The following is a 26,759-nucleotide window of genomic DNA, read 5'->3' as shown; positions in this document are numbered from 1 at the left end:
AAATCTATTGATTCGTTATTCTGAAAATCAATTTTTACGTCTACCTTTATTCTACAAAATTCAGATTCAAATTATTAAATACTAACAATATGAGTTCAGCAAACAATGTGTCATTTCAAGATATTTTTAAAAACGAAAACGAAATCCCCGAAGAATATAAAGTCCCCGAGATCCATCAGAAAGTCTATCTTCTGAATGGTGAACTGGTAGAATGGAAAGGTGAAACCCAGAATATTTATTCCCCGGTTTGTATTCCTACTGAAAACGGATTAGAGAGAAAACTTCTGGGAAGCATCCCGGATATTGGTCCTGAAGAAGCCATGGAAGTTCTGAATACCTGTGTAAAGGCATATGATAACGGGCTGGGAGAGTGGCCTACAATGTCCGTGGAAGGACGTATCAAGTGTATGCAGAAATTTGTCTATCTCATGATCCAGCAGCGTGATCTGATCATTAAGCTGCTAATGTGGGAAATCGGGAAAACACTGGCCGATTCTACCAAAGAATTTGACCGTACGGTAGATTATATCAATCAGACTATTGATGCTTTAAAAGACCTGGATAGAGAGTCTTCCCGCTTTCAGGAAGCAGAAGGTACAATTGCGCAGATCAGAAGAGCACCATTGGGAGTAGTTTTAAGTATGGGGCCATTCAATTATCCTTTGAACGAGATCTTTACTACACTGATTCCTGCATTGATTATGGGAAATACAATCTTATTCAAGCTACCTAAACATGGAGTACTGGCTCATTATCCTTTATTGAATGCCTTTAAAGAAGCTTTCCCGAAAGGAACAGTGAATACTTTATATGGAAAAGGTTCTGAAATCATAACTCCAATCATGGAAAGTGGTAAAGTAAATGTACTTGCTTTTATCGGTTCAAGTAAAGTTGCCAATGGATTGAAGAAATTACATCCGAAGGTGAATCGTTTAAGAGCCATTCTGAGTCTTGATGCTAAAAATGCAGCGATTGTTACCAAAAATGCCAACCTTGATGTAGCAGTAAGTGAATGTATTCTGGGAGCACTTTCATTTAACGGACAACGCTGTACAGCCTTAAAACTGATTTTTGTTCAGAAAGAAATTGCTGCAGAATTTACCATGAAGCTAAGTGAAGCCGTTTCAGCTCTGAAAGCCGGTTTACCATGGGAAAAAGAGGTGAAAGTAACTCCTCTTCCGGAAGTTAATAAACCACCTTATCTGAAGGAATGTATTGAAGATGCTGTATTGAAAGGTGCAGCCGTTTTAAATAAAGGTGGTGGCTATACAGAAGAGTCTTTCGTCTTTCCGGCAGTTGTTTATCCTGTAAACAGTGAGATGAAGCTCTATCATGAAGAACAGTTCGGTCCGGTAATTCCTGTTGTTCCGTTTGAAGATATTGAAGAGCCGATAGACTATCAGGTGAATGCCTCTCATGGAATGCAGGTTAGTATTTTCAGTGAAGACCCACAGGAAGTTGCAAAGCTGATTGATCCTTTTGTAAACCTTGTAAGCCGTGTCAATATCAATTGTCAGGCACAGCGTGGTCCGGATGTATTTCCTTTTACCGGAAGAAAAGACAGTGCAGAAGGTACGCTTTCCGTTTTTGATGCCCTGCGTTCATTTTCGATACGTTCGCTGGTGGCTGCAAAGCTTACAGATTCCAATAAAACATTACTGAATACGATTGTAAGGGAACATGATTCCAACTTTTTAAGTACAGACTATATTTTCTAGTTTCAATCCCAATTGTATTTAACATAAAATAAAAATCCTTAATAAATAATGAAATTTATTAAGGATTTTTTAACTTAATGGCTGAATTTTTAAGGTTTGTGTTGTAATTGGGTGATGTTTTATAAAATATTGCCTCTAGGATTAGTGTGTAAATCATGTCTTCATCGGAACAAGAATTTTTAGAGAAAATTGAAAAGCACAAAGGTGTTATTTTCAAGATCTCTAAAATGTATATGGATAACAAGGACGATCAGAATGACCTCTATCAGGAGATCATTTATCAGGCGTGGAAATCATATGGTGATTTTCAGCGGCGGAGTGATTTCTCAACATGGCTATACAGAACTGCGCTTAACACAGCAATAGTTTTTCTGCGGAGTGAAAAAAAACGTAGTTTTATACACAATCAGGATATTGGCGGCCTGAGTGCCCAGCAGGAGCCTTATAATGATACCGATGATCAGAATATGAAATTGATGTATGAAGCAATCCATAAGCTGAGTCCTATTGATAAAGCACTGATATTTTTCTTTCTGGAAGATTACCCCGGTAGAGAAATTGCTTATCAATTAGGGATTACAGAAGTGAATGCAAGGGTGAAGCTTAAAAGAGCAAAAGAAAAATTAAAGGAGATCATTGCCAGGCAGAGAACAGGTTCAAATTAAAACATAAATGAATGGACTTAGAAAATTTTAGAGAACTTTGGAATAAAGATACAGGACAGGAACCCCCTGAAATTTCCCTGGAAAAGCAACGCGAGATTCATTCTCCGCTCCAGATGCTGAAAATCAATATGAAAACTGAATTTTGGCTGATGGTTGTTACTTTACCATTGCTTTTAACCAGTTTTCCATTTGCTTCCACAGATCCCAATGTAAGAATCATATCAACATTTGTCACCATCCTGACGATTGCTTTTATGATCTATTTTTATTCCCGTTTTCTTACACTGTATAAACTTCTTCAAAAGAACAGCATTAATACCAATTATGACCTGTTTAATCTTAAAGCCCAGCTTTTAATATCGAAGGAAATCTACATTTCATATTATATTTCTTATATCCCGCTTGCCTTTCTTTTATCTCTAATTAAGATCAATTTCCATTTTGATGTGGAATATAATCTGGCTATTTTCGGAATAAGCTTCCTCATTACTTTACTCTTAGTATGCTTTATCATTAAATATTGGATCTATTATATGTACGGAAGATATATTGATGATGTGGTGTATTGGGTAGATGAACTTAATGGAGTGGACGTAAAACCACGAACAGAGAAAAAGAAAACATGGTTTGAAAGGTCTCAGAAGTATTTTATGAATAAATTCGGGATCCAAGGTAATATACTGAATACTGTTATATGGTATGTATCGGTTTATATCTTTATTATTTTATTTCTGACACTTGTTCTGCTGATCATCATCCTAGCAGGTGCCAAACTTAATATCCTTGATATCGTATCATTACAAAGAGCTTTAAATAAACTGAACTAGAATCTGTTTTTATTCCATAAAATTTCTACCTTTAAAAAATTGAGCGGTTAAAAGAATATCAGATGAATGAGATTAAAAATCAGGTGTATTGTATAGAAGAATTTCTGGAACTTGTGAAGAATAAACAGGACAGAAAAGAATCTTATGATCCGGAATACAATTACGCAGTCTATTCATCAAAAGATGAATTTGAACCGGAAATGAAAGTTTTCATCGGTGATCCCTTAGATATTGGAGAGAATGATAACGAAATCTTACCTGATTTTGTATACCATAATAAACTTAGCTATATGTGTTCTGATGAAAATATTCAGGATGTAGTGGATCTTGCTTTCCGGCAGTATGCTGATATTAATTCTTTTCAGCTTATCACTGCCCTGAATCACTATCTTGAAAAAGACGACTTTTTAGATTTCAAATAAAACGTAACTAAATATTGATATAAATACCTTGATATGAAAAAATATCAGGGTATTATTTTATGTAACATTTTCGTTTTTTCTCTACTAACTGTGCAAATCATTCATTAGAATTAGAAACACCTACAATTATTTCGAATAAAGTACTATCCTAAAAATAGTAGAAACCAAAAAACACACGATGAGGGGCCTGGCAGTATTTTTCTGTCGGGTTTTTTATTTATTTTAATTAATTTTCTGTAACAATTTTTTTTAATAATAACTAACTCTATAGAGTAACAAGCTATGACCTCAGTAGAGCAAGAGTTTATCCATAAGATTGAAAAGCATAAGGGAATCATTTTTAAGATTTCCAAAATGTATATGTCTGAAAAAGATGACTGTGATGATCTTTTTCAGGAAATTACCTTTCAGCTATGGAAGGCATATCCAAACTTCAGGGGGGAAAGCGAATTTTCAACCTGGTTGTATAGGATTGCTTTAAATACAGCCATCATCTTCCTCAAAAATCAAAAAAGAAGAAGCTTCATAGGAAATGAAGATTTCTCTATTCATGCCATTGCTCAGGAAGAGTATGATGATGGCAAAGAAGAACGGATGGCAGAAATGTATAAAGCCATTCATCTGCTCAATTCTATTGATAAGGCCTTTATTTTCTATTATCTGGAAGATTTTTCAGGAAAACAGATTGCCGGGCAGATGGGAATATCTGAAGGCAATGTAAGAGTGAAAATGAATCGGGCTAAAAATAAATTAAAAGATATCTTGAACCAACATACCACTAACCAACTTTAAACCTGAATCCGATGAATATAGATGAATTGAAAAATACCTGGAATGAAGATATTGAAAACGAAACTCCGGAAATTAATATAGAACAACGCAATAAAATAAATCTTCCTATCGAAAAAGTACGCAAAAATATGCGCATGGAATTCTGGTGGATCGTAGGAATTTTCATTTTTGCATTCATGGTTTGCTCAGTCTGTAAACCGTTTAAACTCCAATTGTATATTACAGTTTTGATTGCCTCAATGCTTCTGGTGACTGTTTTCTTTTACAGTAAGTTTTTTAAATTATACCATGATATCAGCAATACAGAACTGAAGACCAGTGACTCCCTGAGAGAACTTGTAACGCAGTTGAATCTGAATAAGCAGTATTATCTGTCTTATTACATAAGTTTTGCTCCTTTTATAGTCTGTGAAATCCTGATTGTACTGGAATTCATCCCCTGGCCACAACCTATGGGAGAAGTTAAGATCGCTGTTATCCTTATCGGTTCGCTGATCATTGGAATGTTCTTACTCTTTCTATGCGGGAAATTTTGGTTTCACCGATATTACGGAAGATATATAAATCACATTGAGTCTCTTTTACAGGAATTCAAAAAGTAAAACTGTTTCGGCGGGCTGAAAGCCCGCCGAAACAGTTTTTTATATGTATCTATTATATTTTGAAACAAATATTGAATCTTCCCGCTTCCATTTCTCAGCCTCTTTTCCAATTAATAGTTAGTCTTTACCCGTCTTTTCTTTTCCGATTTCGCTTCTTATCCAATCCAGCTGCGGATCCTTTTTATCAATAATATCCTGCATACTTTCTTTGATCTCCACATCTGGAATAACTCCTTTTTTTGTATCTGAAAAATCAATATTCGGCTGTACCAGAAGCAATCCGATAGGAAGTCTGATTTCAGAATTCGGGAGTTTCTGATAAGAATAAAAGCCGGCTACAGTTCCGTCATTGGCACCACCGGTTTCTTCACCTACAAGAGTTGCTCTTTTATCATTCTTAAGCTTTGCTGTAATAATAGAAGAGGCAGAGAAGCTTCCTCCGTTAATCAGAACGAAGACTTTACCATGAAAAGCTCCCTTATTAGGCTTTGTAGGTTTGTCTGCTTTCATTTTATAGAAAATCTTTCCATCTTTTTTATAAGTACTGAAAGCCTGGGCGAAAAAGTAACTCGGATAAGAAATACTCTTAATCGCATACTCCAACGGAGTACTTTTTCTGAAATAATTGGTTCTTAGCGGAATGTCTCTTGAAGTGACCTGTGAAGGCTTTATCAGAGTGAAGGGCTTGTCTGTAAGATAAGAATACAGATTATTAATCTCATAAAGTGAACCGCCATAGTTATTACGTACATCTATGATGAGGTAATCTGACTTTGCATTTTTAATCTTGGAAAATGTCTTTTTGTAAAATTCCTCCGAATATTCACGGGAAAAGCTTTTTACTTTTATATAAGCAATGCTGCTGTCTTTATCAAGAAATTTAAAACTGCGGTTATAAGAATTGCTGGCTGCTACATAATCGTTCAGCTTTTTGTCCTGGGTACGTTTATTCATTTCCTTATCCTTTTCGAGATCATGATCTGATTTTGATTCTCTGCTTAAAGTATAAGTATGTTTTTCACCTTTATAAAGGGTTTCAATGGTTGCTTTATCTGAAAGTCCATTTTCTGCTGTATAATAACCGAAGAATAAATCTTTTAAAAAATAAGGTTGAAAAGTAGTGTTATATCCATCACTGCTAATCAGGCTTCTGTATTTTTTGATATAGTCTGAAACCGGAATATTGTTGATAGAAAGAATTTCAGTTCCCGGTTGAATATTGTCAATAGTATCTCTGTTTTCTGTAATATACATCTGATCACCAGAAATATAATACCCGAATCTGCTGAATAATCCTTTTTTTTGGTCCAGCTTTTTGATTTCCTTTTTAGTGAATTTTTTTCTTGGGATTCTTAATGAAAGATGTCCCTCCCGGATTCCTGCAATCACAGGCTGAAGTTTAAAATAAAATTGAAGGGGAGTGAGTGGCTCATTAAGGGTTTGCTTAAGGCTGTCAATCTTATGGTCCAATTCCTGCTTGGGAATATACCAATACAGCTGTGGGTGCATCTGTTGAAGTTTTGAGTAGGCAAAATCTACATCCTCCTTAAGCTGTTCCGGGAGAATACATGAAGCCCGCTGTTCATTGTGCCTTTTAATAGATGCACATGAGGAAAACATGGCCAGAATAAATATTACCGAGTAATTTTTCAATAGATCTTTGAGTTTTTTTAAGCCGCTAAAATAGAAAGTTTAAAATTAACCATCACTTAAATGAATAATAAATTTTCTGAAATACATGATAAATTTAGTTAAAAAATTGCACTCAAATGCATCTTGTTTTCATGTAAGAACAAAAGTAGGTACCTTTGATGTTTATTTTTTTCAAATGATATATTGGATTCTTGCGGTTGTGATTCTTTTGACTGCAACCTATTTTATAGTAATTAATGGAGCCGCATTTGGAGCTGTGCCGAAAGGAAAACGCTTAGACCGGATCAGGCAGTCCAAATTCTACAGAAATAAACAATTTCAGAATATCAGCCATACACCTTCCATTGCTGAAGGGTACAAAATGACTGCAGTAACCTATGATTTCCTTTTAGGAAAAAAGCATCCTTTGCTGAAACCTTTAAAAGAAATTCGTTCCATACATACAAATCTGAAGAACCTGGATAAAAATATGGATGTTTTCGTCTGGTTGGGACACTCATCTTATTATATACAGACCGATGGTGTTTCATTTTTGATTGATCCTGTACTAAGCCTATATGGCTCACCTTTCAAATATTTTAATAAAGCCTTCAAAGGTTCTGATATTTTCAAACCTGAAGATATTCCGGATTTGGATTACCTTGTGATTACCCACGATCATTTTGATCATCTGGATTACCCTACAGTTAAATCAATTAAGGACCGTACCGGGATGGCTGTAGTTCCATTAGGGGCAGGAGCACATCTGGAGCGATGGGGATATGCAGAATCACAGCTTATTGAAGAAGAATGGGGAAGTGAAGTTGAATTAAAAAACAACATAAAACTGGCTTTTACACCGGCAAGGCATTTTTCGGGCAGAAGAATAAAGCAGAACGATACTCTTTGGACTTCATATGTATTAGAAACTCCTACCAAAAAAATATTTCTTGGCGGTGATAGTGGGTATGATTCCCATTTTAAAATGATAGGAGAAAAATATGGACCTTTTGATTATGCCGTTCTTGAGAATGGTCAATACGGTGATGCATGGCGATATATCCATACCTTACCTGAAGATGTTATTCAGGCAGCAATAGATATAGATGTCAGACATATTATCCCGGTGCATGCTGCAAAGTTTGCGCTGGCACTTCACCCCTGGAATGAACCTTTACAAAAAATAACAAGTTTAGGGGAAGAAAATGGATTAAATATCCTTACTCCGATGATCGGAGAGGTGGTAGATCTGAACCGTAATGATCAGCAGTTTACAAGCTGGTGGGAAGAATGATTAAGCATGCCAGATATCTTTATATCTTCTGGGATGATTTTCAAACTGTTGACGTACAAAATCACATTCCGGGTCTACAAGCAAATCTTTTTCTTCTGCATAGCGAACCAATTCATCCAGCAATAGTTTAGCATAGCCTTTACCTTCACGTTCCTCATCAAGCTTGGTATAATACACAATAAGAAGTCTTCCGTCAACCTCTATAGACATATAGCCTGCTTTTTCCTCATCAATAAACAACTGCAGTTCATCCTGATATGGAGATACCCTAAATTTTATATTTTCCATAATTATTGAGATTTGGTTGATAAAATAATAATGTTGAGAACTCCCAAAAGCATTCTCTTCCTTAAAATTACAAAATTAATTAACAAAAAAAAATAGTTTCTGAGAATCTTAACGAATTTTATAAGAAGATTAGATAAAAGATAAAAGATAAAAGATAAAAGATAAAAGATAAAAGATAAAAGATCTTGCCGTTAAACAGCAAATCCCCATATGTATATCCACACGGAAATCAACATCAATAGGGGTGGGCTTTAGCCCAGCCTTTTCATAAACGTCAGGTATCCCCGTAATTTCCATGTCAATAGGGCCGCGCTTATCCCTCTCAATACATAAAATAACCCAATTCCAATGGCTTTAGCCAAAACCTAAATCTCCCATCTTATTCATGGTTTGAAGCTGAAATAATATCACGATCACAAACTTCAAACCCAAATTCCGGAGTGCTAGATAGTATCTCTGTTTAATACTATATATAACTATAAAACCCCAATGTTTCAAGAATCTGAAATCACGAAATTTATTAAAATAATGAAATTATTTAAAAGATAATCAGTTATTTATGATTTCTGTTAACAAACATTGGGAATTAGAGTTAATAATTGGCACTTTAATTGACTGTCTCTTGATGTTTAATTTAAAAGAGGAGTGAAATGAAAAAGTTATTGTTAACAGCATTGTTGATTGGGACATTTAGTCTAAGCTATGCCCAATCAGATTATTATAATGATTACAGAAGAAGTATTTCGGACATTAACTGGCAGTCGGTAGTTGCAGATCTATTGCTTTCTACTACACAAGCCAATCAGGTATATGCATTGAATGACAGGTATCGTGATTACGATTCATGGAATAGAGTATATGTGGTAGAGCCGGGAAGATGGAATGGAGACCGTTATTCAGAACTGGAAAGAATTCTTGGAAGAGAAAAATATATTGTTTTTAAAAAGAGATATTACAGAGGGCAGAATCCTGTCATTATTTACGGAAGAAAAAATGATTATAAAAAATACCGTAAAGAGCAGGAAAAATACTATAAAGAGAGATCAAAATATTACAAAAAACAAAATAAACACCGCCATGGACACCATGGAAATGATGACTGGGATTAACCATTATCAACTATTATACATATTCACTATTGAAATGGCTGGCATTATTGCTGGCCATTTTTTATTATGAATAATATAGTTATTAAACATCTATCCATTCCCAGGTATATCAACATCAATAGGAATGAGCTTTAGCCTACTCAAAAGACTCTACATTCATTTACCATTCTGCTAAGAATCGTATAAAACTTCAATAGCATCAGCAGGAGAAAAGTACTTCCCACCTCCAGCTTCCCACTTCCAGCTTATTAATTACCTTCAAAATTATATCCATTAATCTGTTTGAATTTTATAACTTTGATCTATGGAATCCAATGAATCAATAGAAGGTTTTTACGAACGAAATGCTCCCGGATTGGGATCTCTATGTTTAGGACCCAACAAAATGGGTCATTTTAATGTGTTTTCACGAGATCACTGTTCTTTGTTATCGCCATATAGCAGAAGAGATTATTATAAAATTTCACTGATTATAGGAAAAGGAAAGCTTCATTATGCTGATAAATGGATCTATGTAGATCGTCCTGCATTATTGTTTTCCAATCCTATTGTTCCTTATTCCTGGGAAGCTGATGATGATGATCAGAAGGGGTGGTTCTGTCTGTTCACAGAATCCTTTTTACAGAATGGAAGCCGTTTGGGGAATCTTCAGGATTCACCATTGTTTAAAATTGGTGGAACCCCGGTTTTCTTTGTGGAAGAGAAGCAACAGGAGGTACTTTCTGATTTGTATACCAAAATGATGAAGGAAATTGAATCAGATTATGTTCACAAATATGATATACTGAGAGCTTATCTCCATCTGATGATCCATGAAACCATGAGAATGCATCCGGCAGAAACCTTTGAACCTTATCAGAATGCATCCCAAAAAGTAGCGTCCTTATTTATGGAACTGCTGGAAAGACAGTTTCCGATTGATAGCCCTGAAGCTTTTTTGAAGCTGAAGTCTCCTAATGATTATGCACAGAGTCTTTCTATTCATGTTAATTCTTTAAACCGTTCTGTAAAAGAAATTACAGGGAAAACGACGAGCCAGCAGATTACAGCAAGAGTGATACAGGAAGCGAATGCTTTGCTGACCCATACAGATTGGAATGTTTCTGAAATTGCCTATGGATTGGGTTTTGAAGAACCTGCTTATTTTACCAACTATTTTAAAAAACAGACTGGAATAACCCCGAATGCCTTAAGATTGAGCCTTGTTTGATTTTTATAATTCTTAGTTTGAATTCTATATCAACGGTGGCTGTTTCATGCTCTAATTTTGTCCTGTAGAAAATTAAAATAAATACCATCATGAAATTTAAAAAATTAGGAAACACCGGTGAACAGCTTTCTGCTATTGGATTAGGCTGCATGGGAATGAGTTTTGCTTATGGGCCGTCAGATGAGCAGGAAAGCATCAATACTTTGCACAAAGCATTAGATTTAGGCGTTAACTTCTGGGATACAGCAGATATGTATGCTGACGGAGCAAATGAGAAACTAATCTCTAAAGTTTTAGTACCCAACAGGGATAAAATTTTCATTGCAACTAAGTTCGGTTTCAGATTTGAAGGTGGAAAAGCAAGTCATAGTGGGGCTCCCGGAACTTATTTCGATGGTTCTCCAGAATGGATCAGAAAGGCTGTAGATTTAAGTCTTCAAAGGTTAAAAATTGATACCATAGATTTGTATTATGCACACAGGGTAGACCCCAACGTTCCTGTAGAAGAAACCGTGGGAGCTATGGCAGAATTGGTTAAAGCCGGTAAAGTAAAATATATCGGATTGTCTGAAGCTTCGGCAGAATCTATCAGAAAAGCGAATAAAATCCATCCGATAGCTGCTTTACAGTCAGAATACTCTATCCTGACCAAAGATGTTGAAAATGAGATCCTGCCTACGATCAGAGAATTAGGGATTTCGTTAGTTCCTTATTCACCTCTGGCAAGAGGTCTTTTTGCTAACATTAATGAGGTTCAGAATCTGGGGGATGACGATTTCAGAAAATCATTGCCGCGTTATCAGCAGGAATACCTTGAAAATAATACGAAATTAGCCAATGAAATCAATGAGTTTGCTGCTTCCAAAGGAGTAAAAGGAACTCAATTGGCCTTAGCATGGGTTTTGAACCAAGGTGACGATATCATCCCAATTCCGGGAACCAAACGTATTAAATATCTGGAAGAAAATGTGGCTGCAGCCAATATTGAGTTGTCTCAATCAGATCTGGATACCATTGATGCTATTCTAAAAAAATATCCGAATGTAGGAGAAAGATACAATGAAGGCTCAATGAAGCTTGTTAACAACTAAACACTATCTTAAACTGGGTTTCTGAATTTCAGAAGCTCAGTTTTTTCTATAAAATATATTGCAATTATGAGTCTAAAACATTTCCATCTCAGGAGATGTTATTTTAGTTATAATACATGCAGAAACACCATCATAAATTATGAATAGAAGAGAATTATTGAAAAGCGGATTGCTGGCAGGAACATTAAGTCTTGTTCCTTTTTCAAGTGTATGGGCAGGGACAAAGATCATCCCGGAAAAAGCAGGAGATGATCTTTCCGGTTTTAAAAAGATTAAACTTGGAGAATTAGAGCTGTTTATCTTGACAGACGGATACATCCATGAAGAAAACCTGAATTCATTTTCGCCAAGAGGAAATATTTCTGAATTGAAAACAATCCTTAAAGACAACTTCAGGGCTGATAACTATATTGATATGGCAGTTAATATCCTGCTTGTTAAAACAAAAGAAAAACTGATCCTGATGGATACAGGGATGGGAATATTTGCTGATGAAAGAACTGGGTTTTTATTAAAAAGTCTTCAGAAAACAGGATTCTCAGCTAACGATGTTACTGATATTTTCCTTTCTCATGCTCATCCCGATCATATGGGTGGAGTAGTAGATAAACAGAATAAGCTTGTTTTCCCCAATGCTGCCATTTTTATTTCAAAAATAGAACACGATTTTTGGATGAATGCCTCTATTAAAGATTTTAATAACAGTGCTTTGAAAGAACATCCGGAAATGCTAAACCAGATCATTCCGGCTCTTCAGAATATATTGAAAGTGATCCAGCCAAAGTTGAAATTTTATGATTTAAACAAGACGTTGTATAATCATTTCAATTTTCAAATAGCTCCCGGACATACGCCCGGTTTAACTGTTACTACAATATTATCAGGGAATGAAAAACTGATGTATGTGGCTGACCTTATTCACTCAGATATAATTCTTTTCCCCCATCCTGATTGGGGCTTTTCAGGAGATACAGATCTGGATATTGCAACCGCTTCAAGAAAGAAATTTCTTAGGCAGTTGGCAGATACAGGAATCAGAGCATTTGCTTCTCATTTGCCATGGCCAGGACTGGGCTTTACCAAAATAAAGGCTCCGGGATTTGAATGGATTCCTGAGAGTTTTACCAATTAGAAAAACATTTAAGATATTGAGTAGGAGCGGGCGGTTATCCTGATGGGTGCCCGCTCTTATTATTATAATTCATGTATCCGGTTTTAGCCAAAGCTTAAAGCCTATCCACTATCTGTTCTGAAGAATATAATTTTTTGAACATGAGATACGTGACGGTAAGAACAGAGAAAGCTATGATAGCATCTATTGTTGCAGGAAAACCAAGCACTGCAATTTTGGAGAAAAAGGCAAAGATGATGTCAAAGAACATTCCTGCGAAAACCCATTCTTTAAGCTTTAATAACTTATTGGGAAGCAGAAGAACTACAACACCTGATAGTTTAAATACACCTAAAATATAAATGAAATGTGGCGGATAGCCTAATTGGCGGGTAATATCCCATACTATTGGGTTTTTAGTAAGTTCAAAGAAGCCACTGGCCCCAAACCATAATGACATAAAAATGACTCCTGACCAATAAATGATTTTTGTTGTTCTTGTTTTCATTGTTGTATTGTTTTAAATATTATTGCACTGAATTAAAATTGAATTTTTGCTGTCCCGGAAATCTCTCCTGTTTTTGAATTCTGGATGAATGCTATCACTTCCCAGTTTTCCGCAGAAAATAACTGAGGAACTTGAAATGCAGTCACTCCTTTTTGTTGTGTATTTAAGGCTATTGAGTTCTGTTGATGCACGATTTGCCAATGTTGTAAATGACGGCCTTCATTTTCACCCTTACCCACATGCGTAGAGGATTGTTTCTCAACCAAGCTTACCAAAAGCCTGTCTTTAGCAGTTATGGCAGTAGCATCATACTGTACGTGAATTTCATGTTGAGTCACCTTTGCAGAAAGACTGATGTTTGTATTTTGAGAACCTGATAATGCTGTTTGAAGCGCTTTACTGAGTGTATTTTCATCAGATCCCACAAACTCAGTTTTACCATTAACAACTAATTGGGGAGTATAAACCTGAGAATTAAGAAGACGGCTGTATAGCTGCTGGCGTTGAGAATTTTCTGCAGAACTGAATCGGTCTTTCCATCCTAAGCGGTTCCAATAGTCAACGTGATAGGATAAGATATAAACGTTTTTATTTTTATACTCTTTTTCAATCTTTCCCATCAGTTCATCGGCAGGTGGACAGCTTGAGCAGCCCTCTGATGTAAAAAGTTCTAAAACGGCGAAGCCATTACCCTCTGTTGCTGGATTCTGTTTTACCTCTTCTTTCCCATCTTTTTGTACGAAGGCAAAAGCAGAAAATAATGATAAGGTTAAAACCCCGGTTGTAATTACATTTTTTAGTATCATATCTTTTAATTTGATTCAAAAGTAGATACTGCTGAGGCTCAAAGAAATATCAAAATAGCCGAATCAGACAAATTGAGGGGTGAACCCGGAAAATGAAAAGAAGAATATTTGTGTATAAGCTGGAAAATAAAAATTGCAACCTTGTTGTAAAAGTTGCAATGATTGATTTTTAATAATGAAAAGGGATTATCTATCCTCCAGCCAGGTGAAAAAGCTATGCGTTTTTTCTTTATTGATTAAAAGCTTTTCAGGAGTTTCAACAGTAAGTTTTACCAGAATTTTACGCTGGAAATAATGTTCCATTTCCTTAATTGCTTTAAAATTGACAAGGTATTGCCTGTTAACCCTGAAGAATTGCTTGTCAAATACCTGCTCTGCAATCTGTCCAAGTGGCTGGGTAAGCGGAAACTGTTCTTTAGAAAATGTTACAAGGTGCGTAATCTCATTATGAATATAAAAGTAGGCGATATCTTCAGTAAGTACAGTAGTATATTTCTGATTTTTGAATACCAGGAAGCTGGTTTTTCCTTGTGGCTGGTTGATTCTCTGTAAAAGTGCGTTTAGGTCAGGAAGTTCATTTTTCTGAAAGAAATTCTTTAAATCATCAACCTTTTTCAATGCTTCTGCAATATCTTCTCTGGAAAATGGTTTCAATATATAATCAACCCCTTTACTTTTAAAAGCATCCAGCATGTATTGGTCAAAGGCTGTACAGAAAATCACAGGGCATGTAATTTCCACAGCATTGAAGATTTCAAAGGAAAGCCCATCTGAAAGTTGGATATCCATAAAGATAAGGTCTGGCTTTATGCCGTTTGATAATACTTCCACACTGCCCTCAATACTGTCATAAACCCCCAGTATCTTTGAGTCCGGTTTGAGGTCTGATATTAAATTCTGCAGGGACTTTGCCGCCCTGAACTCGTCTTCAATGATGATGATATTCATGGATCAATGGTAGTTTTATCTGAAATGTTTTTTCGTCTGAATAAATAATAATATCCTGCTCCAGTAGGTGCCTGTAACGCATTTTAATGTTGTCAAGACCTACTCCCAGGGAATCTTCTCTGCTAAGTTTACGTTGAACAGGGTTTTCAATAATAATATGACTTTCAGTATTATATATTGTAATGTGAAGAGGTTTACTTTGTGAAACGATATTATGTTTGATGCAGTTTTCAACCAAAAGCTGAAGGGTAAATGGTGGAACTAAAGTTTGAAGTATTTCTTTATCAAGTTCTTGAGTAAATGCTATGCCATTGCCAAAACGTGCTTTTTGGAGGAAAAGATAGGCATCTACTATTTTCATTTCTTCCTGGGTGCTGATGAGGTCCAATTTCCTGCTTTCAAGAGTGAAGCGGTAAAAATCAGAAAGCTTTACAATGAAATCAACAGTTTCCTCGTCATGGGTTTCAGCCATAGATTTCAACGTATTCAGGCTGTTGAAAAGGAAATGTGGGTTGATTTGTTGTTTCAGCAATTCGTATTGAGCACCAAGATTGTCGCTTTTTACTTTTTCCAGTTCCAATTCTACCTGCTGGCCGGTATAATTATTCTGTAGAAGCGTTAAAAACATATAACAAACCAGATTGATAAGAATTCCGCGTACCTCTATCATCAGCATCACAGGACCAAAATTGATATGCGAAAGGATTAGCTGCTGAACCCATGCTAATCCAAACATAATAACCATTCCAAATGCCAGAACAGTCAATAGTCTTGAATAGGAAATATGCTGTCTCCGTTTACCTGTTCGATTCAACATATAGATATTGATATACCACATAATCACTGAGAATGCAGCGGTGATAGCTGAGTTCACGATAGCTTCTTTCCAGTTGAACTCATGGGAAGCGAGTTGAGGTATAGATGATAAAATCCCAAGAAAAATGGAACTTATCCAGATAATGGCTGGTGAGATTCTTATTTTTTGCTGCTGCATCAGGACAGTAGATTTGAAAAGGTTAAATTAATGTTTTTTATTGGCAAAATGATTATATGTCTTTTGTATTAAGGTCTGCTTACCGGGCGATAGCTCATAAAATAATGTATTCTTTCTTCTTTATTGAAAGGAATGCTCTTTGCCGAAGTATTTTGTATTCCATAAGAAATATTTCCTGTAGTAGCCGTTTGAACGGTTTCAATACTTACCAATTCACCTGTAATTGTCCCTCCAATATATTGTGGATTATCATGATAACGCCATGTAACCAGCTTCATTAAAGATCCTGCATCCGGTGTATTACTTTCTTTTGATAAAGATTCTAGAGCTTTTTCATTGCCGTATAATGCAGACATGGTTTTGTTCTTAGGGTTTAAAGATGTAGAAATAAACTGAAGATGTCCCGGATCAAAAACTACTCTTATCAAATCGTTATTGGTTTCGTCATTTTTTTTGTTGCACGAAGTAAGTGATATAAAACTTACCAGTAGGATCAATATTGTATTTCTCATTTTTTCTGTAAATTTTGAATAAGTCTTTGGGTGTTTACTTTCATCGGAACATCAAAAAGATAGCCCGTTTTTTCTGCCAATTGTCTGTGGCACGCAATGCAGGATTCTTTAGCAAATGATTCACTCTTGCCGGTAGGGTGAAGGTCCTTCCCTGAAAATTTTGCAAATCCCCAGCCTTCAGTATCTGTATATTTTCCGGCATCTTTTACCATAAACTGTGCATTGATGAATTCTCCTGCTCTGATTTCTCCATTAGGAAGTTCCTGTTGCTTCCATACAGATTTTACTACAATACTGCCATCCGGCCATGGATGAAAATTTTCTGTTTCAATGGCTTTCACAGCAATGTCGTTTCCATAAATAACCCGGATAGAGTTGTCGAAAAGAGTACTCATGCTGATAACTTTCCAGTTTTTGAAATCATCAGTATATTGAACTCCGTTAGGTGAGACAGGCGTTTTATTGTCAGAAGTGATGATTGTTTGAGGTATTATGGGATTTATTTCCTTATTTTTTACAGGAATACTGGCTGCAGATAGAGAAAGGGTATATTTTTTTATGGTTTCAATATCCTTTTTGGTAATCTTAGCAGAAGGATGCAGGAGCGTATATTCATGGAGAGGCATTTTTCCGCTTTGCATCATATTCAGAATAGCATACATTTTTCCTTTGTGCTCGGCTGGAGAAAGTTTCTCCCATTCTGAAAAATTAAGGACTTCTCTTGCTCTTTTCACATCTTTATTGACAGCCCATGAAATAGGAGCTATTTTATCATACCAATTAAGGTCCTGTTGATTAGAATGGCAGCTAAAGCATGAGTTTTCAAGAATGGAAATGACTTCTTTGGGAGCTTCAATTTTTCCTGTAACCGGTTTTCCTTCGAGAGGCTGGCTGAATAGCTGTAATCCTCCGAATATTCCTAAAATCACTAGAAATGCAATCGCAATAGGATTTCTTTTTTTCTTTACGGTATTCATAATGAGTATTATTTTCTGTTTTATGATCCAAAAGTAAGTGAGCAGAAGTGGCTCTGAAATTAGAAAAAGGCTGAACCGGACAAAAGAACGGGTAAATAATGAATTTTACGAGGTGAAAGTTTTAAAAAATCCCGAAAATTATCTTTCCGGGATGTATTAGGTAACGTTTATAAAGTAATGCCGCCGTCTATAATGATTTCAGTACCTGTGATAAATCCGGAAGCACTATTGTCAGATAGGTAGGTTACCAATTGTGCTACCTCTTCAGCGGTACCCATTTTCTTCAGTGGAATCTGATTGATAAGATGACTGTTGAGACCTTTTAGTGTTTCTTCATCCAATCCGGCCTTGCTCATGATTTCTGTTTGTATAGGGCCGGGGCTTATCATATTCACCCTGATTTTTCTTGGTGCCAATTCAGCGGCTGCTGTTTTCGCAATTGAATTCAAAGCTGCTTTACTGGCTTGGTATACGGAACTGTTAGGTTTGTAGGTAGAAGCAACAATAGAAGAAAGAATAATCACAGAAGCTCCATCATTCAAAACCGGAATGAATTTGCTTAAGGTAAAATAAGCACCTCTGAAATTAGTGTTCATGACCTGGTCAAAGTTTTCAGCATCCATATTTTCAATAAGAGTCAGACTGCCTGTAATACCTGCGTTAATGAACAGGATATCTGCTTTCCCGAATTTGTCTTCCACTTCAGCCTTTAGAAGGTCAATGTCATCAATGTTAGACTGGTCTGCGATGAAAGGAATAGCACCCAATTCCTGAGCAGCCTTTTCAACAGCTTCCTTTCTTCTTCCTGTGATGATTACGGTAGCTCCTTCTTTAATAAGTTCTTTGGCGGCAGCATACCCGATTCCGCTGTTTCCACCCGTTACGATAGCTAATTTGTTACTGAATTTTTTCATTTCTTTTAAATTTTTGACAAAGTTATTTCAAATTGATATACTTTTGTAACCAGTATCACAGAGTATATCGGTATCATCAGTGATATCACTTAACTTTGCCATATGGAAAGAGATCAGACAGAAGAACTAAGAGCCTTACAGGATACCCTCTATTTTATAGGCGGGAAGTGGCGGATTCCGGTTATCAATTCTATTTGTAACGGAAACAGACGCTTTAGAGAAATTGAAAGAAGTATTCCCGGAATTACCACAAGAATGCTTTCAAAGGAACTGAAGGATATGGAACTGAATAAACTCGTAAAAAGAAATGTTTATCCGGAAACCCCTGTTTTGATAGAATATGTGCCCACCGAATATTGCCGGACCTTTGGCAATATCATTCAGGAAATGATCAATTGGGGGCGGGAACACAGGAGAGTGATTGTGGAAGACAGGTAGCAGGTAATATATTGTTTAGGGATCAGGGAAAGTATTGCAGAAATTAGAGAGTAATAATGCCTGTACCGGACCTCTATTTATTCGCATATACTTTGTCTTCTTATGCTTCGTTGAAGTACCATACGGTGTTAAAATATTCAATAGGAGCGGGTTTTAGCCCGCTCTCATTATAAAAAATCATTCATCTGGCTTTAGCCAAAACCTATTGTAAAAGTATATAAAAAGAGACAGAGGAAGTAGGTGTTAAAACAGCTTATCCAAGAATCTAAAAATTATACTTCAGATTAAATCCTGTAAAGAAATAAGCTTTATTCGACCCCGGATTCACATCCGTATAAATGGCTGCATTATTATATTGGTTATCCTTATCAGAATCATTAATACTGTTTCCGTAAAAAAGGAAAGTATAATTGATCTGGCTGGTAAGATTATTCCCTGCCACAAATACATCTAGATCCCAATGGTTGAAGCTGTGTTTATACCCAATTTTGGAATTTAAAAGCCCAAAACTTTTCACCTTATTAGTATTGGCGAAATCAGTATAAACACTTCCCATATAATTATAGGTATTCTGCCAGTACAATCCGATTTTAGTATCGAAATCCAGTCCTACCGATACTTTGGTTTTAGGAATCCCCACTACATTGGCTTTATCGCCATTTTCTTTAAAATAAGTAGAATATTTAAAGTCATTATAGGTATAGCTTACAAAAGGCTGAATTCTGGAAATAAACAGGTTTTTAGGTTGATAAGAGTAGCCTATGCTCATTTCCAGTCCTTTGTTTTTTTGCTCCCCGGTATTCGCCCAGTAGGTATAAGGAGTTTGTTCTGTATTAGGCATTCTTCCGCCTAGCTGAGTAAGCTTATCTTTAATATTGATGCTGAATAATGAGAATTGATAATCTATGGAAGTATCATCTATCAATCCCTGGATACTGAAATCCCACATTCTGGCTTTTTCTGCAACAAGATTATCGTTCGTCACATTCAGACCGGTGATAAAAGCTGTAACAGAAGTAGGAGCGTTGTAGCCTTCGCTATAACTAAGATTGAAAATCTGGTTGTTCCATGTTTTCTGTAAAGCAAAATGAGGACTTGCCACTGCATTGAATTTTTTATCAAACGACAAATCTTTATTGTAAAGATCTTTACCATTAACAATAAACAAGCCCGGAAATGCTAAGAGATCCTTCCTTTTATAACTGAGCTGGTTGATACTGACTCCTGCAAGAAACATTAAATCCCAAGGCTTATAAGTGATTTTTTCAACGGCAAAATAGTTGGACTGATTGTTTGTATTGTTAAAGTATGAACCATCGTAAAGAGGCCTCAATACAGGCTCTTCTGTAATTTTCACACTTTTATAACGATAATTGGTAATAGTAGACTGAGATTGCTGAACTTCAATTCCAAATTCTGTCTGGCTTTTAAAATGTTCCCAATCTTTATTCAATTCAAATACGGATCTTAATCCATAATTAGAAAATGAGGACGTCTCATTCGCTCCGGCAGCAATTCTTTCACCTGTTGTACCGGTATAGAAAACGGTTGTATTATTCTTGAAATTAGGTGTAATCTTCCATATATGACCGATTCCCACCCTTGAAGTAACGAATTTTGTTTTTGCACCACGTCTGATGTAGGCAAAATTCCCGTTATCAATTCCATTATAATAGTCGTCGTAGGAAATCTGGCCGGAAACCTGCTCCAGTGAATTGCCATGAGAAGCCAACATCGTTATTTTCTGATTGGCATTAAGCTTGAACTCACCATTAATATTATAAAAATTTTTAATGCTTTTCCCATGAGGACGATAGCCATCACTTCCTATATGCCCATAATTGGCTGTAATGGAATGATTATCTCCCACGCTTGTAGCAGAAGTGGAACTTTGAAATAATCCGAAAGAACCGGTCATAAACTGTTCCGAAACAGAATTTCCTTTTTTGCTTTCCGGCAGTATATACAATCTTACTGCTCCTCCGGAACCTCCGCCATATAAGGTTGCCGCTGGGCCTTTTATTACTTCTATACGGTTCACTAGTCCGAAATTGACATCATCCAGAACGGTAACACCATCGGCACCGGTAAGCGGAATATTATTGAGGTACATTTTGATGCCCCAGTTATTGAATTTTTGATCATTGCCATAGCCTCGTACAATAATTCTCTGACCGCCCAGCTGTGTTCTTTTTTCTACCTGAACACCAGCCATGGTATTAAGGCTTTGTTCTATAAAGGCAGGATTATTACGGTTGATTTCATACTCGGAAACAATTTCTGTGGATTGTGCGTGTTTTTTAAACTCTTCCCGCTCTTTAATAACTTTTGATCTTGCATGGATGTTCACTTCATCAATATGATTTTCATTTTCCTGAGCATTGGTAAAAGCGATGGTTGATAGAGAAAGGATAAGGATGTAGATTTTTTTCATTAAGACAGTATGTTTTTTACAAACATATTGAAAAAACAGGGAAATCGAAATGAATATTGTTTTATTTTTAATATTTATATGGGATATTGATAATGTGATCTGTGTATTGATGAATTGTATTTAAATAACCTGTTAGCTGACGTTTTATTCAACAAAAAAGCCCCTTAAAAGGAGCTTTTATTAATGTTATTCAGCTTTTTCAAATTCAAAAGGAATCTTCATTTTTTCATTAGAAATCATAGCTTTTAATTTTTTACCTTCTGATGAATATTGAATTCGTTTTGGAAAATCCAAAGAATCATTGACGCATACAAATTCATTATTTTTTAATTCAGTTACTTTGAATTTAATGAACTGTTTTTCTTTCGGGGTTTTAACCAATAGACTCCATTGTCCACTGGTATTAACAAGCTTCATGTTTTCCTTGCTGATGGTGTCTCCTTTTTGTAGGGTAAATCCAATTCCCAAATATTCTGTCGGACTTATTTTGTTCCAGTTTTCAAAAGTTTCTTTTCCGGCTTTTTCGTTTGATCTTTTCCACTTTCCGGTTAACCAATCAAAATTGACAGTATTTTCTTTTTCTGGGGTGGTTTCTGTTATTCCACCTTGGTTCTTATTTGTATTTTGTTTACAGGATACAAGGAATAGGGCAGTTAATAAAAGAAGAAGTGAGTTTTTCATAATAATTAAGTTTGATTTTAGTAAATATAGGAAAAATCACAAAAAAGAAGGAGATATACTGCTGAAATCAAAAACCTCGCAATTTGCGAGGTTTTTGTATGATTAACTGAATCTTTAAAAATTAGATTGCGTCAATAATTTCATTTAAAACAGTGCTTGGTCTCATGGCTGCGTAAGTTTTATACGTATCCGTTTTGTAATAACCGTCAATGTTTTGAGGCTTACCTTGAGCACCGATTAATTCAGCATTAATTACTTCTTCATTTTCTTTCATTGCATCAGCAATTGGAGCAAACTTTGCCGCCAATTCAGCATCTGCAGTTTGGTTAGCTAAAGCTTCAGCCCAATACATTGCTAAATAGAAGTGAGAACCTCTGTTGTCAATCTGACCTACTTTTCTTGCAGGAGACTTATCTGTAGCTAAGAATTTAGCGTTAGCTTCATCCAATGCATCTGCCAACACCTGAGATTTTGTATTCCCCTGAGTTTGTGCTAAATGCTCTAAAGAAGCTTGTAGTGCTAAGAATTCACCTAGAGAATCCCATCTTAAGTATCCTTCTTCAAGGAACTGCTCAATGTGTTTTGGAGCAGAACCGCCGGCACCTGTTTCAAATAAACCACCACCATTCATTAATGGAACAATAGAAAGCATTTTTGCAGAAGTACCCAGTTCAAGAATTGGGAAAAGGTCAGTTAAGTAATCTCTTAATACGTTTCCTGAAACAGAAATAGTATCTTTTCCTTCTCTAGCTCTCTTAAGCGTTTCAGTCATGGCATCTTTTACATCAAGAATTCTGATGTCAAGCCCTGTTGTATCGTGATCAGCAAGATATTTTTCTACTTTTTTGATGATTTCTCTGTCGTGAGCTCTTCCTTTGTCTAACCAGAAAATAGCTGGAGTATCGGAAAGTCTTGCTCTGTTTACAGCTAGTTTTACCCAATCCTGGATAGGAGCATCTTTAGTCTGGCACATTCTGAAGATATCACCATTTTCTACCTTCTGAGAAAGAAGAACATTTCCAGCCTCATCCTGAACTTCTACAGTTCCGTCAGCAGACAATTGGAAAGTTTTATCGTGAGAACCATATTCTTCAGCTTTCTGAGCCATTAAACCAACATTTGGAACAGATCCCATCGTTGTAGGGTCTAATTTTCCATGCGCTTTCATATCATCAATTACAGACTGATAAAAACCTGCATAAGAACGGTCCGGAATGATACAAACAGTATCTTCTTCGTTTCCTTCTTTGTTCCACATTTTACCTCCGCCTCTTACAAGAGCAGCCATAGATGCATCAACAATAATATCAGAAGGTACGTGGAAGTTCGTAATTCCTTTATCAGAATTTACCATTGCCACTCTTGGTCCTTCAGCCAAAGCTTTTTCAATGTCAGCTCTGATATCAGCTTCCTGAGCATTTCCTTTGATTTTTTCAAAAAGATCAGCAAGACCGTTATTTGGGTTAATATCTAAAGACTTGAAAGTCTCAGCATATTTAGAGAATACCTCTTTGAAGAAAGTTTCTACGATAGCCCCGAAAATAATAGGGTCAGAGATTTTCATCATCGTAGCCTTAAGGTGAGCCGAAAGAAGTACATTTCTTTTCTTAGCCTCTTCAATAGCTTCCTGCACGAACACTTTCAAAGCATTAACGTTCATTACAGAAGAATCAATCACTTCACCAGCCTGAAGACCTGCGAAGTCTTTCAATACTGTTTCCCCTTCATTTCCTTTGAATACGATTCTATATTTTGTAGCGTTTTCTAAGGTTGTAGAATTTTCTGTTCCGTAGAAATCACCATTGTTCATGTGAGCTACGTCAGTTTTGCTGTCAGAAGCCCAGTCACCCATTCTGTGAGGATTAGCTTTTGCATAGTTTTTAACAGCTTTTGGAGCACGTCTGTCAGAGTTTCCTTCTCTTAATACAGGGTTTACAGCACTTCCTAAAACCTTTGCATATTTAGCCTTAATTGCTTTTTCATCATCATTTTTAGGCTCTGCAGGATAGTTTGGTACTGCGAAACCTTTTCCTTGTAATTCAGCAATAGCTGAGTCTAATTGAGGAACAGAAGCAGAAATATTAGGTAATTTGATAATGTTTGCATCCGGTTGAGTAGCTAATTCTCCTAATTCCGCCAAAGCATCACCAATTTTCTGGTCATCCTTTAAAAATTCAGGAAAGTTAGCTAAGATTCTGCCTGCCAGGGAAATATCCGGAACAGCAATCTCTATATTTGCTGATTTAGTGAAAGCTTTTACAATAGGTAAAAACGAGTGAGTAGCCAGCATTGGTGCTTCATCCGTTAAGGTGTAGTAAATTTTTGATTTTTCTGACATTATACTGTTATTTATTATTTGAAATTAAAGTCCCACAAATTTACTAAATATGATTGTTTTTTTAGGGGATTTTAAATAAAAAAAGAAGCAAAAAGCTTCTTTTCATTTTTTATATCTGAACAATTGTATATTCTCAAGTTCGTTAAAATTGACATTAAACTCAATTTTAAAGTTTTTTGGAGTTCATGTCAGGTTGGAAATTGCTTAAAAAACTGATGGACAGACTAAAATATTTTTATTTTCACTTTAAGATTAATTTAACCTTAGATTGCACAAAGAAAAATTCTTTTTTGATTAAATTTGAAAAACTAAAAAAATAAATATTATGTCAACGACAATCACTTTAAAAGGAAACGAAGTACACACAATAGGAACATTACCATCAGTAGGAACATCAGTTAAAGATTTTGCACTGGTTGATTCCGGGTTAAATGTAAAAACTCTTGAAACTTTTGAAGGAAAGAAAAAAGTATTTAATATTTTCCCAAGTATTGATACTCCTACTTGTGCTGCTTCAAGCAGAAAATTTAATGAAGAAGCTTCAAAACTTGAAAACACTGTTGTGATCAACGTTTCTAAAGACCTTCCTTTTGCATTAGGAAGATTCTGTGCAGCAGAAGGATTGAATAATGTTGAAACCCTTTCAGATTTCAGAAGCAGCTTTGGAGACGATTATGAAGTAACCATTACAGATTCTCCATTGAAAGGCCTGTTAAGCCGTGCTGTAATTGTTACAGATGAAAACAATAAAGTGATTTACACTGAGCAGGTTTCAGAAATTGCTGACGAGCCTAATTACGATGCAGCCCTTGCAGCATTAAACAATTAGTAGAAATAATTTTTGTAAAAAAGCCTTGTGAAATTGATTTGCAAGGCTTTTTTTAATCCAAAATACACAATATATGATGACAAAACTTTATGAAAAATATGGTGAACTCTTTCAGGTAGATGAGGCGCATTTTGAGGAATTTTATGCCCTTCTTAATGATACGCAGCTTTTAAAATCAGATTTCTTTTTGAAGCAGGGTGACAAATGCAGGTATCTGGGGTTTATCAAAAAAGGGACAATCAGATGCTTTTATATTAATGATCAAGGGAGGGAGATCAACTTTGGATTCTATTTTGAAAATGAATTTTTTACCGATTACGAAAGCATACTTTGTGATACCGTATCCAATATGAATATTCAGGCACTGGAAAATTGTGAGATCTTATTATTAAGTAAAGAACATCTGCAGGCACTCTATCAGAAAGAAGCGTATTGGCAGAAATTTGGAAGGGTAATGAGTGAGAAAATTTATCTGGATGCCAAAAAAAGAATTGATGACTTGTTATGCCTTTCCCCGGAAAACAGGTATTTGAACCTTTTAAAAAAACAACCTCTTCTTTTTCAGAAAATAGCACAGAAACACATTGCCAGTTATCTGGGAGTGACAGAGCAGTCATTGAGTAGAATCCGGAGCAGGATCGTAAATTAACTTAAGTTAACGTCTGATGATATTTTAGTTGATAGATTTACCATTATCAAATTTTAATACTTATCATTATGGAACAAAAAGATTTAACCATTATTTTGGTACACGGAGCTTGGGGAGACGGATCTCACTGGCAATACATTATTCCTTCTCTGGTAAAAGCAGGATATAAAGTGAGAAGTGTTCAGAACCCTCTTACTTCATTACAGAACGATATTGACAAAACAAAAGATCTTATTGATGCTCAGGAAGGGAAAGTTCTTTTAGTAGGACACTCTTATGGTGGAGCTGTAATTTCAGGAGCTGGAAACCATGATAAAGTGGTTGGATTGGTCTATATTGCGGCCTTTGCACCGGATGCCGGCGATAGTTTGGGGTCTCTTTTAGGAAGAAGAGAATCTCCGGGCGGAGCGAGCATTTATCCAGATAATAAAGGCTTTTTATGGATTAAATATGATGAATTTCAATCTGCATTCTGTCAGGATCTGGATGATGAAAAAGCATTGGTAATGTCATTGTCTCAAAAAGCTATCCATGGGCAGTGTTTTGGAGATGTTGCAGGAGAACCGGCATGGAAAACAAAACCAAGCTGGTACCAGATTTCATCCAACGACCGTATGATTCCGGCTGAAACAGAAAAAGAAATGGCAGAGCGTCTTCAGCCTAAAAAAATAATTACATTGGAGGCAGGGCATGCTTCTTTAGCTTCTCATCCTGATGAAGTTACACAATTGATTTTAGAAGCTGCTTCATCACTTTAAAATATAAATTAACAATCAAGATTGATAAAGCTCTGGGAAAATTTAAGTATTTTCATGGGGCTTTTTTATTAATAAAGATCAAAATGGTAAAGAGAATCGTAGCCAATATAAAAACCGATGATCTCTCAAAAGTCAATTTTTTTGTAAAAGATTCTTTCGGTAAACTGATTAATATACTTTCTCACCAATAAAGATATATTCTTACAGGGAAG

Annotated in this window: 27 protein-coding genes; 15 read left to right on the top strand and 12 right to left on the bottom strand. The window is 35.9% G+C overall.

All coding sequences use genetic code 11. The features are described 5' to 3' along the window. Nucleotides 1–89 precede the first annotated feature (89 nt). From M2372_RS00945 to M2372_RS00920, 6 genes are all read left to right on the top strand, one after another. Entirely contained in the window at nucleotides 90–1,718 is a 1,629-nt protein-coding gene (locus M2372_RS00945; protein WP_123318749.1) for an NADP-dependent glyceraldehyde-3-phosphate dehydrogenase, read from the top strand. Nucleotides 1,719–1,873: 155 nt separating this feature from the next. Beyond that, nucleotides 1,874–2,383 (top strand): RNA polymerase sigma factor, encoded by a 510-nt coding sequence (locus tag M2372_RS00940; protein ID WP_115972150.1) that lies wholly within the window; start codon nucleotides 1,874–1,876, stop codon nucleotides 2,381–2,383. Nucleotides 2,384–2,394: 11 nt separating this feature from the next. Continuing rightward, nucleotides 2,395–3,210 carry a hypothetical protein gene (locus M2372_RS00935; RefSeq protein WP_123318750.1) on the top strand — a complete coding sequence of 272 codons (816 nt, stop codon included), beginning with the start codon at nucleotides 2,395–2,397 and terminating at the stop codon, nucleotides 3,208–3,210. Nucleotides 3,211–3,272: 62 nt separating this feature from the next. Then, nucleotides 3,273–3,632 (top strand): hypothetical protein, encoded by a 360-nt coding sequence (locus tag M2372_RS00930; RefSeq protein WP_123318751.1) that lies wholly within the window; start codon nucleotides 3,273–3,275, stop codon nucleotides 3,630–3,632. Between the two features lie 282 nt (nucleotides 3,633–3,914). Then, the gene (locus M2372_RS00925; RefSeq protein WP_123318752.1) at nucleotides 3,915–4,424 is read left to right on the top strand and encodes an RNA polymerase sigma factor; all 510 of its coding nucleotides are present in this window, start codon (nucleotides 3,915–3,917) and stop codon (nucleotides 4,422–4,424) included. An 11-nt stretch (nucleotides 4,425–4,435) separates the two neighbouring features. Further along, on the top strand, nucleotides 4,436–5,026 hold the full coding sequence (locus tag M2372_RS00920; protein ID WP_115972154.1) for a hypothetical protein: 591 nt from the start codon (nucleotides 4,436–4,438) through the stop codon (nucleotides 5,024–5,026). A gap of 117 nt (nucleotides 5,027–5,143) precedes the next feature. On the opposite strand, the gene M2372_RS00915 is transcribed toward M2372_RS00920, so the two are convergent. Continuing rightward, nucleotides 5,144–6,679: a S41 family peptidase gene (locus M2372_RS00915; protein WP_123318753.1), complete on the bottom strand. Its 1,536-nt coding sequence runs from the start codon at nucleotides 6,677–6,679 to the stop codon at nucleotides 5,144–5,146. A 175-nt stretch (nucleotides 6,680–6,854) separates the two neighbouring features. On the opposite strand from M2372_RS00915, the gene M2372_RS00910 reads away from it, so the two are divergent. After that, complete coding sequence (locus tag M2372_RS00910) at nucleotides 6,855–7,952, top strand: MBL fold metallo-hydrolase (RefSeq protein ID WP_123319098.1); 1,098 nt, start codon at nucleotides 6,855–6,857, stop codon at nucleotides 7,950–7,952. Here the strand turns inward: M2372_RS00910 and M2372_RS00905 are convergent, their stop codons facing one another. Then, nucleotides 7,953–8,240, bottom strand: a complete 288-nt coding sequence (locus tag M2372_RS00905; RefSeq protein WP_115972156.1) for a GNAT family N-acetyltransferase — start codon at nucleotides 8,238–8,240, stop codon at nucleotides 7,953–7,955. 650 nt (nucleotides 8,241–8,890) lie between these two features. On the opposite strand from M2372_RS00905, the gene M2372_RS00900 reads away from it, so the two are divergent. From M2372_RS00900 to M2372_RS00885, 4 genes are all read left to right on the top strand, one after another. Beyond that, entirely contained in the window at nucleotides 8,891–9,349 is a 459-nt protein-coding gene (locus M2372_RS00900) for a hypothetical protein (protein WP_123318754.1), read from the top strand. A 304-nt stretch (nucleotides 9,350–9,653) separates the two neighbouring features. Then, the gene (locus M2372_RS00895; RefSeq protein ID WP_123318755.1) at nucleotides 9,654–10,559 is read left to right on the top strand and encodes an AraC family transcriptional regulator; all 906 of its coding nucleotides are present in this window, start codon (nucleotides 9,654–9,656) and stop codon (nucleotides 10,557–10,559) included. Nucleotides 10,560–10,648: 89 nt separating this feature from the next. Continuing rightward, nucleotides 10,649–11,650, top strand: coding sequence for an aldo/keto reductase (locus M2372_RS00890; protein ID WP_115972159.1), 1,002 nt, complete (start codon nucleotides 10,649–10,651; stop codon nucleotides 11,648–11,650). Between the two features lie 139 nt (nucleotides 11,651–11,789). After that, complete coding sequence (locus tag M2372_RS00885) at nucleotides 11,790–12,782, top strand: MBL fold metallo-hydrolase (RefSeq protein WP_123318756.1); 993 nt, start codon at nucleotides 11,790–11,792, stop codon at nucleotides 12,780–12,782. A gap of 94 nt (nucleotides 12,783–12,876) precedes the next feature. Here the strand turns inward: M2372_RS00885 and M2372_RS00880 are convergent, their stop codons facing one another. The 7 genes from M2372_RS00880 to M2372_RS00850 all read right to left on the bottom strand — a co-directional run bounded on the left by M2372_RS00880 (nucleotide 12,877) and on the right by M2372_RS00850 (nucleotide 18,420). Further along, nucleotides 12,877–13,269 (bottom strand): DoxX family protein, encoded by a 393-nt coding sequence (locus tag M2372_RS00880; protein ID WP_123318757.1) that lies wholly within the window; start codon nucleotides 13,267–13,269, stop codon nucleotides 12,877–12,879. A gap of 32 nt (nucleotides 13,270–13,301) precedes the next feature. Then, on the bottom strand, nucleotides 13,302–14,075 hold the full coding sequence (locus tag M2372_RS00875) for a thioredoxin family protein (RefSeq protein WP_123318758.1): 774 nt from the start codon (nucleotides 14,073–14,075) through the stop codon (nucleotides 13,302–13,304). A gap of 186 nt (nucleotides 14,076–14,261) precedes the next feature. Next, complete coding sequence (locus M2372_RS00870; protein ID WP_123318759.1) at nucleotides 14,262–15,023, bottom strand: LytTR family DNA-binding domain-containing protein; 762 nt, start codon at nucleotides 15,021–15,023, stop codon at nucleotides 14,262–14,264. Then, a complete protein-coding gene (locus M2372_RS00865) occupies nucleotides 15,004–16,017 on the bottom strand; it encodes a sensor histidine kinase (protein WP_123318760.1) in 1,014 nt (337 codons plus the stop codon). The genes M2372_RS00870 and M2372_RS00865 overlap by 20 nt, the downstream gene beginning before the upstream one ends. Before the next feature lie 68 nt (nucleotides 16,018–16,085). After that, nucleotides 16,086–16,529 (bottom strand): hypothetical protein, encoded by a 444-nt coding sequence (locus M2372_RS00860; protein ID WP_123318761.1) that lies wholly within the window; start codon nucleotides 16,527–16,529, stop codon nucleotides 16,086–16,088. Beyond that, a complete protein-coding gene (locus M2372_RS00855; protein ID WP_123318762.1) occupies nucleotides 16,526–17,506 on the bottom strand; it encodes a heme-binding domain-containing protein in 981 nt (326 codons plus the stop codon). Before M2372_RS00855 ends, M2372_RS00860 begins: the two co-directional genes overlap by 4 nt. Nucleotides 17,507–17,673: 167 nt before the next feature. Beyond that, nucleotides 17,674–18,420: an SDR family oxidoreductase gene (locus M2372_RS00850; RefSeq protein ID WP_185018734.1), complete on the bottom strand. Its 747-nt coding sequence runs from the start codon at nucleotides 18,418–18,420 to the stop codon at nucleotides 17,674–17,676. 102 nt (nucleotides 18,421–18,522) lie between these two features. Between M2372_RS00850 and M2372_RS00845 the strand changes: the two genes are divergently transcribed. Then, nucleotides 18,523–18,858: a helix-turn-helix domain-containing protein gene (locus M2372_RS00845; protein ID WP_123318763.1), complete on the top strand. Its 336-nt coding sequence runs from the start codon at nucleotides 18,523–18,525 to the stop codon at nucleotides 18,856–18,858. Nucleotides 18,859–19,123: 265 nt separating this feature from the next. Here M2372_RS00845 and M2372_RS00840 read toward each other — a convergent pair whose 3' ends face one another. The 3 genes from M2372_RS00840 to M2372_RS00830 all read right to left on the bottom strand — a co-directional run bounded on the left by M2372_RS00840 (nucleotide 19,124) and on the right by M2372_RS00830 (nucleotide 24,311). After that, on the bottom strand, nucleotides 19,124–21,292 hold the full coding sequence (locus M2372_RS00840; protein ID WP_123318764.1) for a TonB-dependent receptor: 2,169 nt from the start codon (nucleotides 21,290–21,292) through the stop codon (nucleotides 19,124–19,126). 186 nt (nucleotides 21,293–21,478) lie between these two features. Beyond that, nucleotides 21,479–21,973, bottom strand: a complete 495-nt coding sequence (locus tag M2372_RS00835) for a DUF6265 family protein (RefSeq protein ID WP_228455660.1) — start codon at nucleotides 21,971–21,973, stop codon at nucleotides 21,479–21,481. A 121-nt stretch (nucleotides 21,974–22,094) separates the two neighbouring features. After that, complete coding sequence (locus tag M2372_RS00830; protein ID WP_123318765.1) at nucleotides 22,095–24,311, bottom strand: NADP-dependent isocitrate dehydrogenase; 2,217 nt, start codon at nucleotides 24,309–24,311, stop codon at nucleotides 22,095–22,097. A gap of 325 nt (nucleotides 24,312–24,636) precedes the next feature. On the opposite strand from M2372_RS00830, the gene tpx reads away from it, so the two are divergent. From tpx to M2372_RS00815, 3 genes are all read left to right on the top strand, one after another. Continuing rightward, nucleotides 24,637–25,140, top strand: a complete 504-nt coding sequence (tpx, locus tag M2372_RS00825; RefSeq protein WP_123318766.1) for a thiol peroxidase — start codon at nucleotides 24,637–24,639, stop codon at nucleotides 25,138–25,140. Nucleotides 25,141–25,213: 73 nt separating this feature from the next. Beyond that, complete coding sequence (locus M2372_RS00820; RefSeq protein ID WP_228455661.1) at nucleotides 25,214–25,789, top strand: Crp/Fnr family transcriptional regulator; 576 nt, start codon at nucleotides 25,214–25,216, stop codon at nucleotides 25,787–25,789. 68 nt (nucleotides 25,790–25,857) lie between these two features. Then, nucleotides 25,858–26,547, top strand: coding sequence for an alpha/beta hydrolase (locus M2372_RS00815; RefSeq protein ID WP_123318768.1), 690 nt, complete (start codon nucleotides 25,858–25,860; stop codon nucleotides 26,545–26,547). Nucleotides 26,548–26,759: the final 212 nt, after the last annotated feature.

It is taken from the genome of Chryseobacterium sp. BIGb0232 (assembly GCF_024810195.1).
Classification (GTDB): domain Bacteria; phylum Bacteroidota; class Bacteroidia; order Flavobacteriales; family Weeksellaceae; genus Chryseobacterium; species Chryseobacterium pennae.
The sequence above is the reverse complement of the archived record's forward strand: the minus strand, read 5'-3'. Positions and strand labels throughout refer to the sequence as shown.

Coding starts and splice junctions, on each gene's coding strand:
- M2372_RS00945 (WP_123318749.1), top strand. CDS start 90: ATGAGTTCAGCAAACAATGTGTCATTTCAAGATATTTTTAAAAACGAA.
- M2372_RS00940 (WP_115972150.1), top strand. CDS start 1,874: ATGTCTTCATCGGAACAAGAATTTTTAGAGAAAATTGAAAAGCACAAA.
- M2372_RS00935 (WP_123318750.1), top strand. CDS start 2,395: ATGGACTTAGAAAATTTTAGAGAACTTTGGAATAAAGATACAGGACAG.
- M2372_RS00930 (WP_123318751.1), top strand. CDS start 3,273: ATGAATGAGATTAAAAATCAGGTGTATTGTATAGAAGAATTTCTGGAA.
- M2372_RS00925 (WP_123318752.1), top strand. CDS start 3,915: ATGACCTCAGTAGAGCAAGAGTTTATCCATAAGATTGAAAAGCATAAG.
- M2372_RS00920 (WP_115972154.1), top strand. CDS start 4,436: ATGAATATAGATGAATTGAAAAATACCTGGAATGAAGATATTGAAAAC.
- M2372_RS00910 (WP_123319098.1), top strand. CDS start 6,855: ATGATATATTGGATTCTTGCGGTTGTGATTCTTTTGACTGCAACCTAT.
- M2372_RS00905 (WP_115972156.1), bottom strand. CDS start 8,240: ATGGAAAATATAAAATTTAGGGTATCTCCATATCAGGATGAACTGCAG.
- M2372_RS00900 (WP_123318754.1), top strand. CDS start 8,891: ATGAAAAAGTTATTGTTAACAGCATTGTTGATTGGGACATTTAGTCTA.
- M2372_RS00895 (WP_123318755.1), top strand. CDS start 9,654: ATGGAATCCAATGAATCAATAGAAGGTTTTTACGAACGAAATGCTCCC.
- M2372_RS00890 (WP_115972159.1), top strand. CDS start 10,649: ATGAAATTTAAAAAATTAGGAAACACCGGTGAACAGCTTTCTGCTATT.
- M2372_RS00885 (WP_123318756.1), top strand. CDS start 11,790: ATGAATAGAAGAGAATTATTGAAAAGCGGATTGCTGGCAGGAACATTA.
- M2372_RS00880 (WP_123318757.1), bottom strand. CDS start 13,269: ATGAAAACAAGAACAACAAAAATCATTTATTGGTCAGGAGTCATTTTT.
- M2372_RS00875 (WP_123318758.1), bottom strand. CDS start 14,075: ATGATACTAAAAAATGTAATTACAACCGGGGTTTTAACCTTATCATTA.
- M2372_RS00870 (WP_123318759.1), bottom strand. CDS start 15,023: ATGAATATCATCATCATTGAAGACGAGTTCAGGGCGGCAAAGTCCCTG.
- M2372_RS00865 (WP_123318760.1), bottom strand. CDS start 16,017: ATGCAGCAGCAAAAAATAAGAATCTCACCAGCCATTATCTGGATAAGT.
- M2372_RS00860 (WP_123318761.1), bottom strand. CDS start 16,529: ATGAGAAATACAATATTGATCCTACTGGTAAGTTTTATATCACTTACT.
- M2372_RS00855 (WP_123318762.1), bottom strand. CDS start 17,506: ATGAATACCGTAAAGAAAAAAAGAAATCCTATTGCGATTGCATTTCTA.
- M2372_RS00850 (WP_185018734.1), bottom strand. CDS start 18,420: ATGAAAAAATTCAGTAACAAATTAGCTATCGTAACGGGTGGAAACAGC.
- M2372_RS00845 (WP_123318763.1), top strand. CDS start 18,523: ATGGAAAGAGATCAGACAGAAGAACTAAGAGCCTTACAGGATACCCTC.
- M2372_RS00840 (WP_123318764.1), bottom strand. CDS start 21,292: ATGAAAAAAATCTACATCCTTATCCTTTCTCTATCAACCATCGCTTTT.
- M2372_RS00835 (WP_228455660.1), bottom strand. CDS start 21,973: ATGAAAAACTCACTTCTTCTTTTATTAACTGCCCTATTCCTTGTATCC.
- M2372_RS00830 (WP_123318765.1), bottom strand. CDS start 24,311: ATGTCAGAAAAATCAAAAATTTACTACACCTTAACGGATGAAGCACCA.
- tpx (WP_123318766.1), top strand. CDS start 24,637: ATGTCAACGACAATCACTTTAAAAGGAAACGAAGTACACACAATAGGA.
- M2372_RS00820 (WP_228455661.1), top strand. CDS start 25,214: ATGATGACAAAACTTTATGAAAAATATGGTGAACTCTTTCAGGTAGAT.
- M2372_RS00815 (WP_123318768.1), top strand. CDS start 25,858: ATGGAACAAAAAGATTTAACCATTATTTTGGTACACGGAGCTTGGGGA.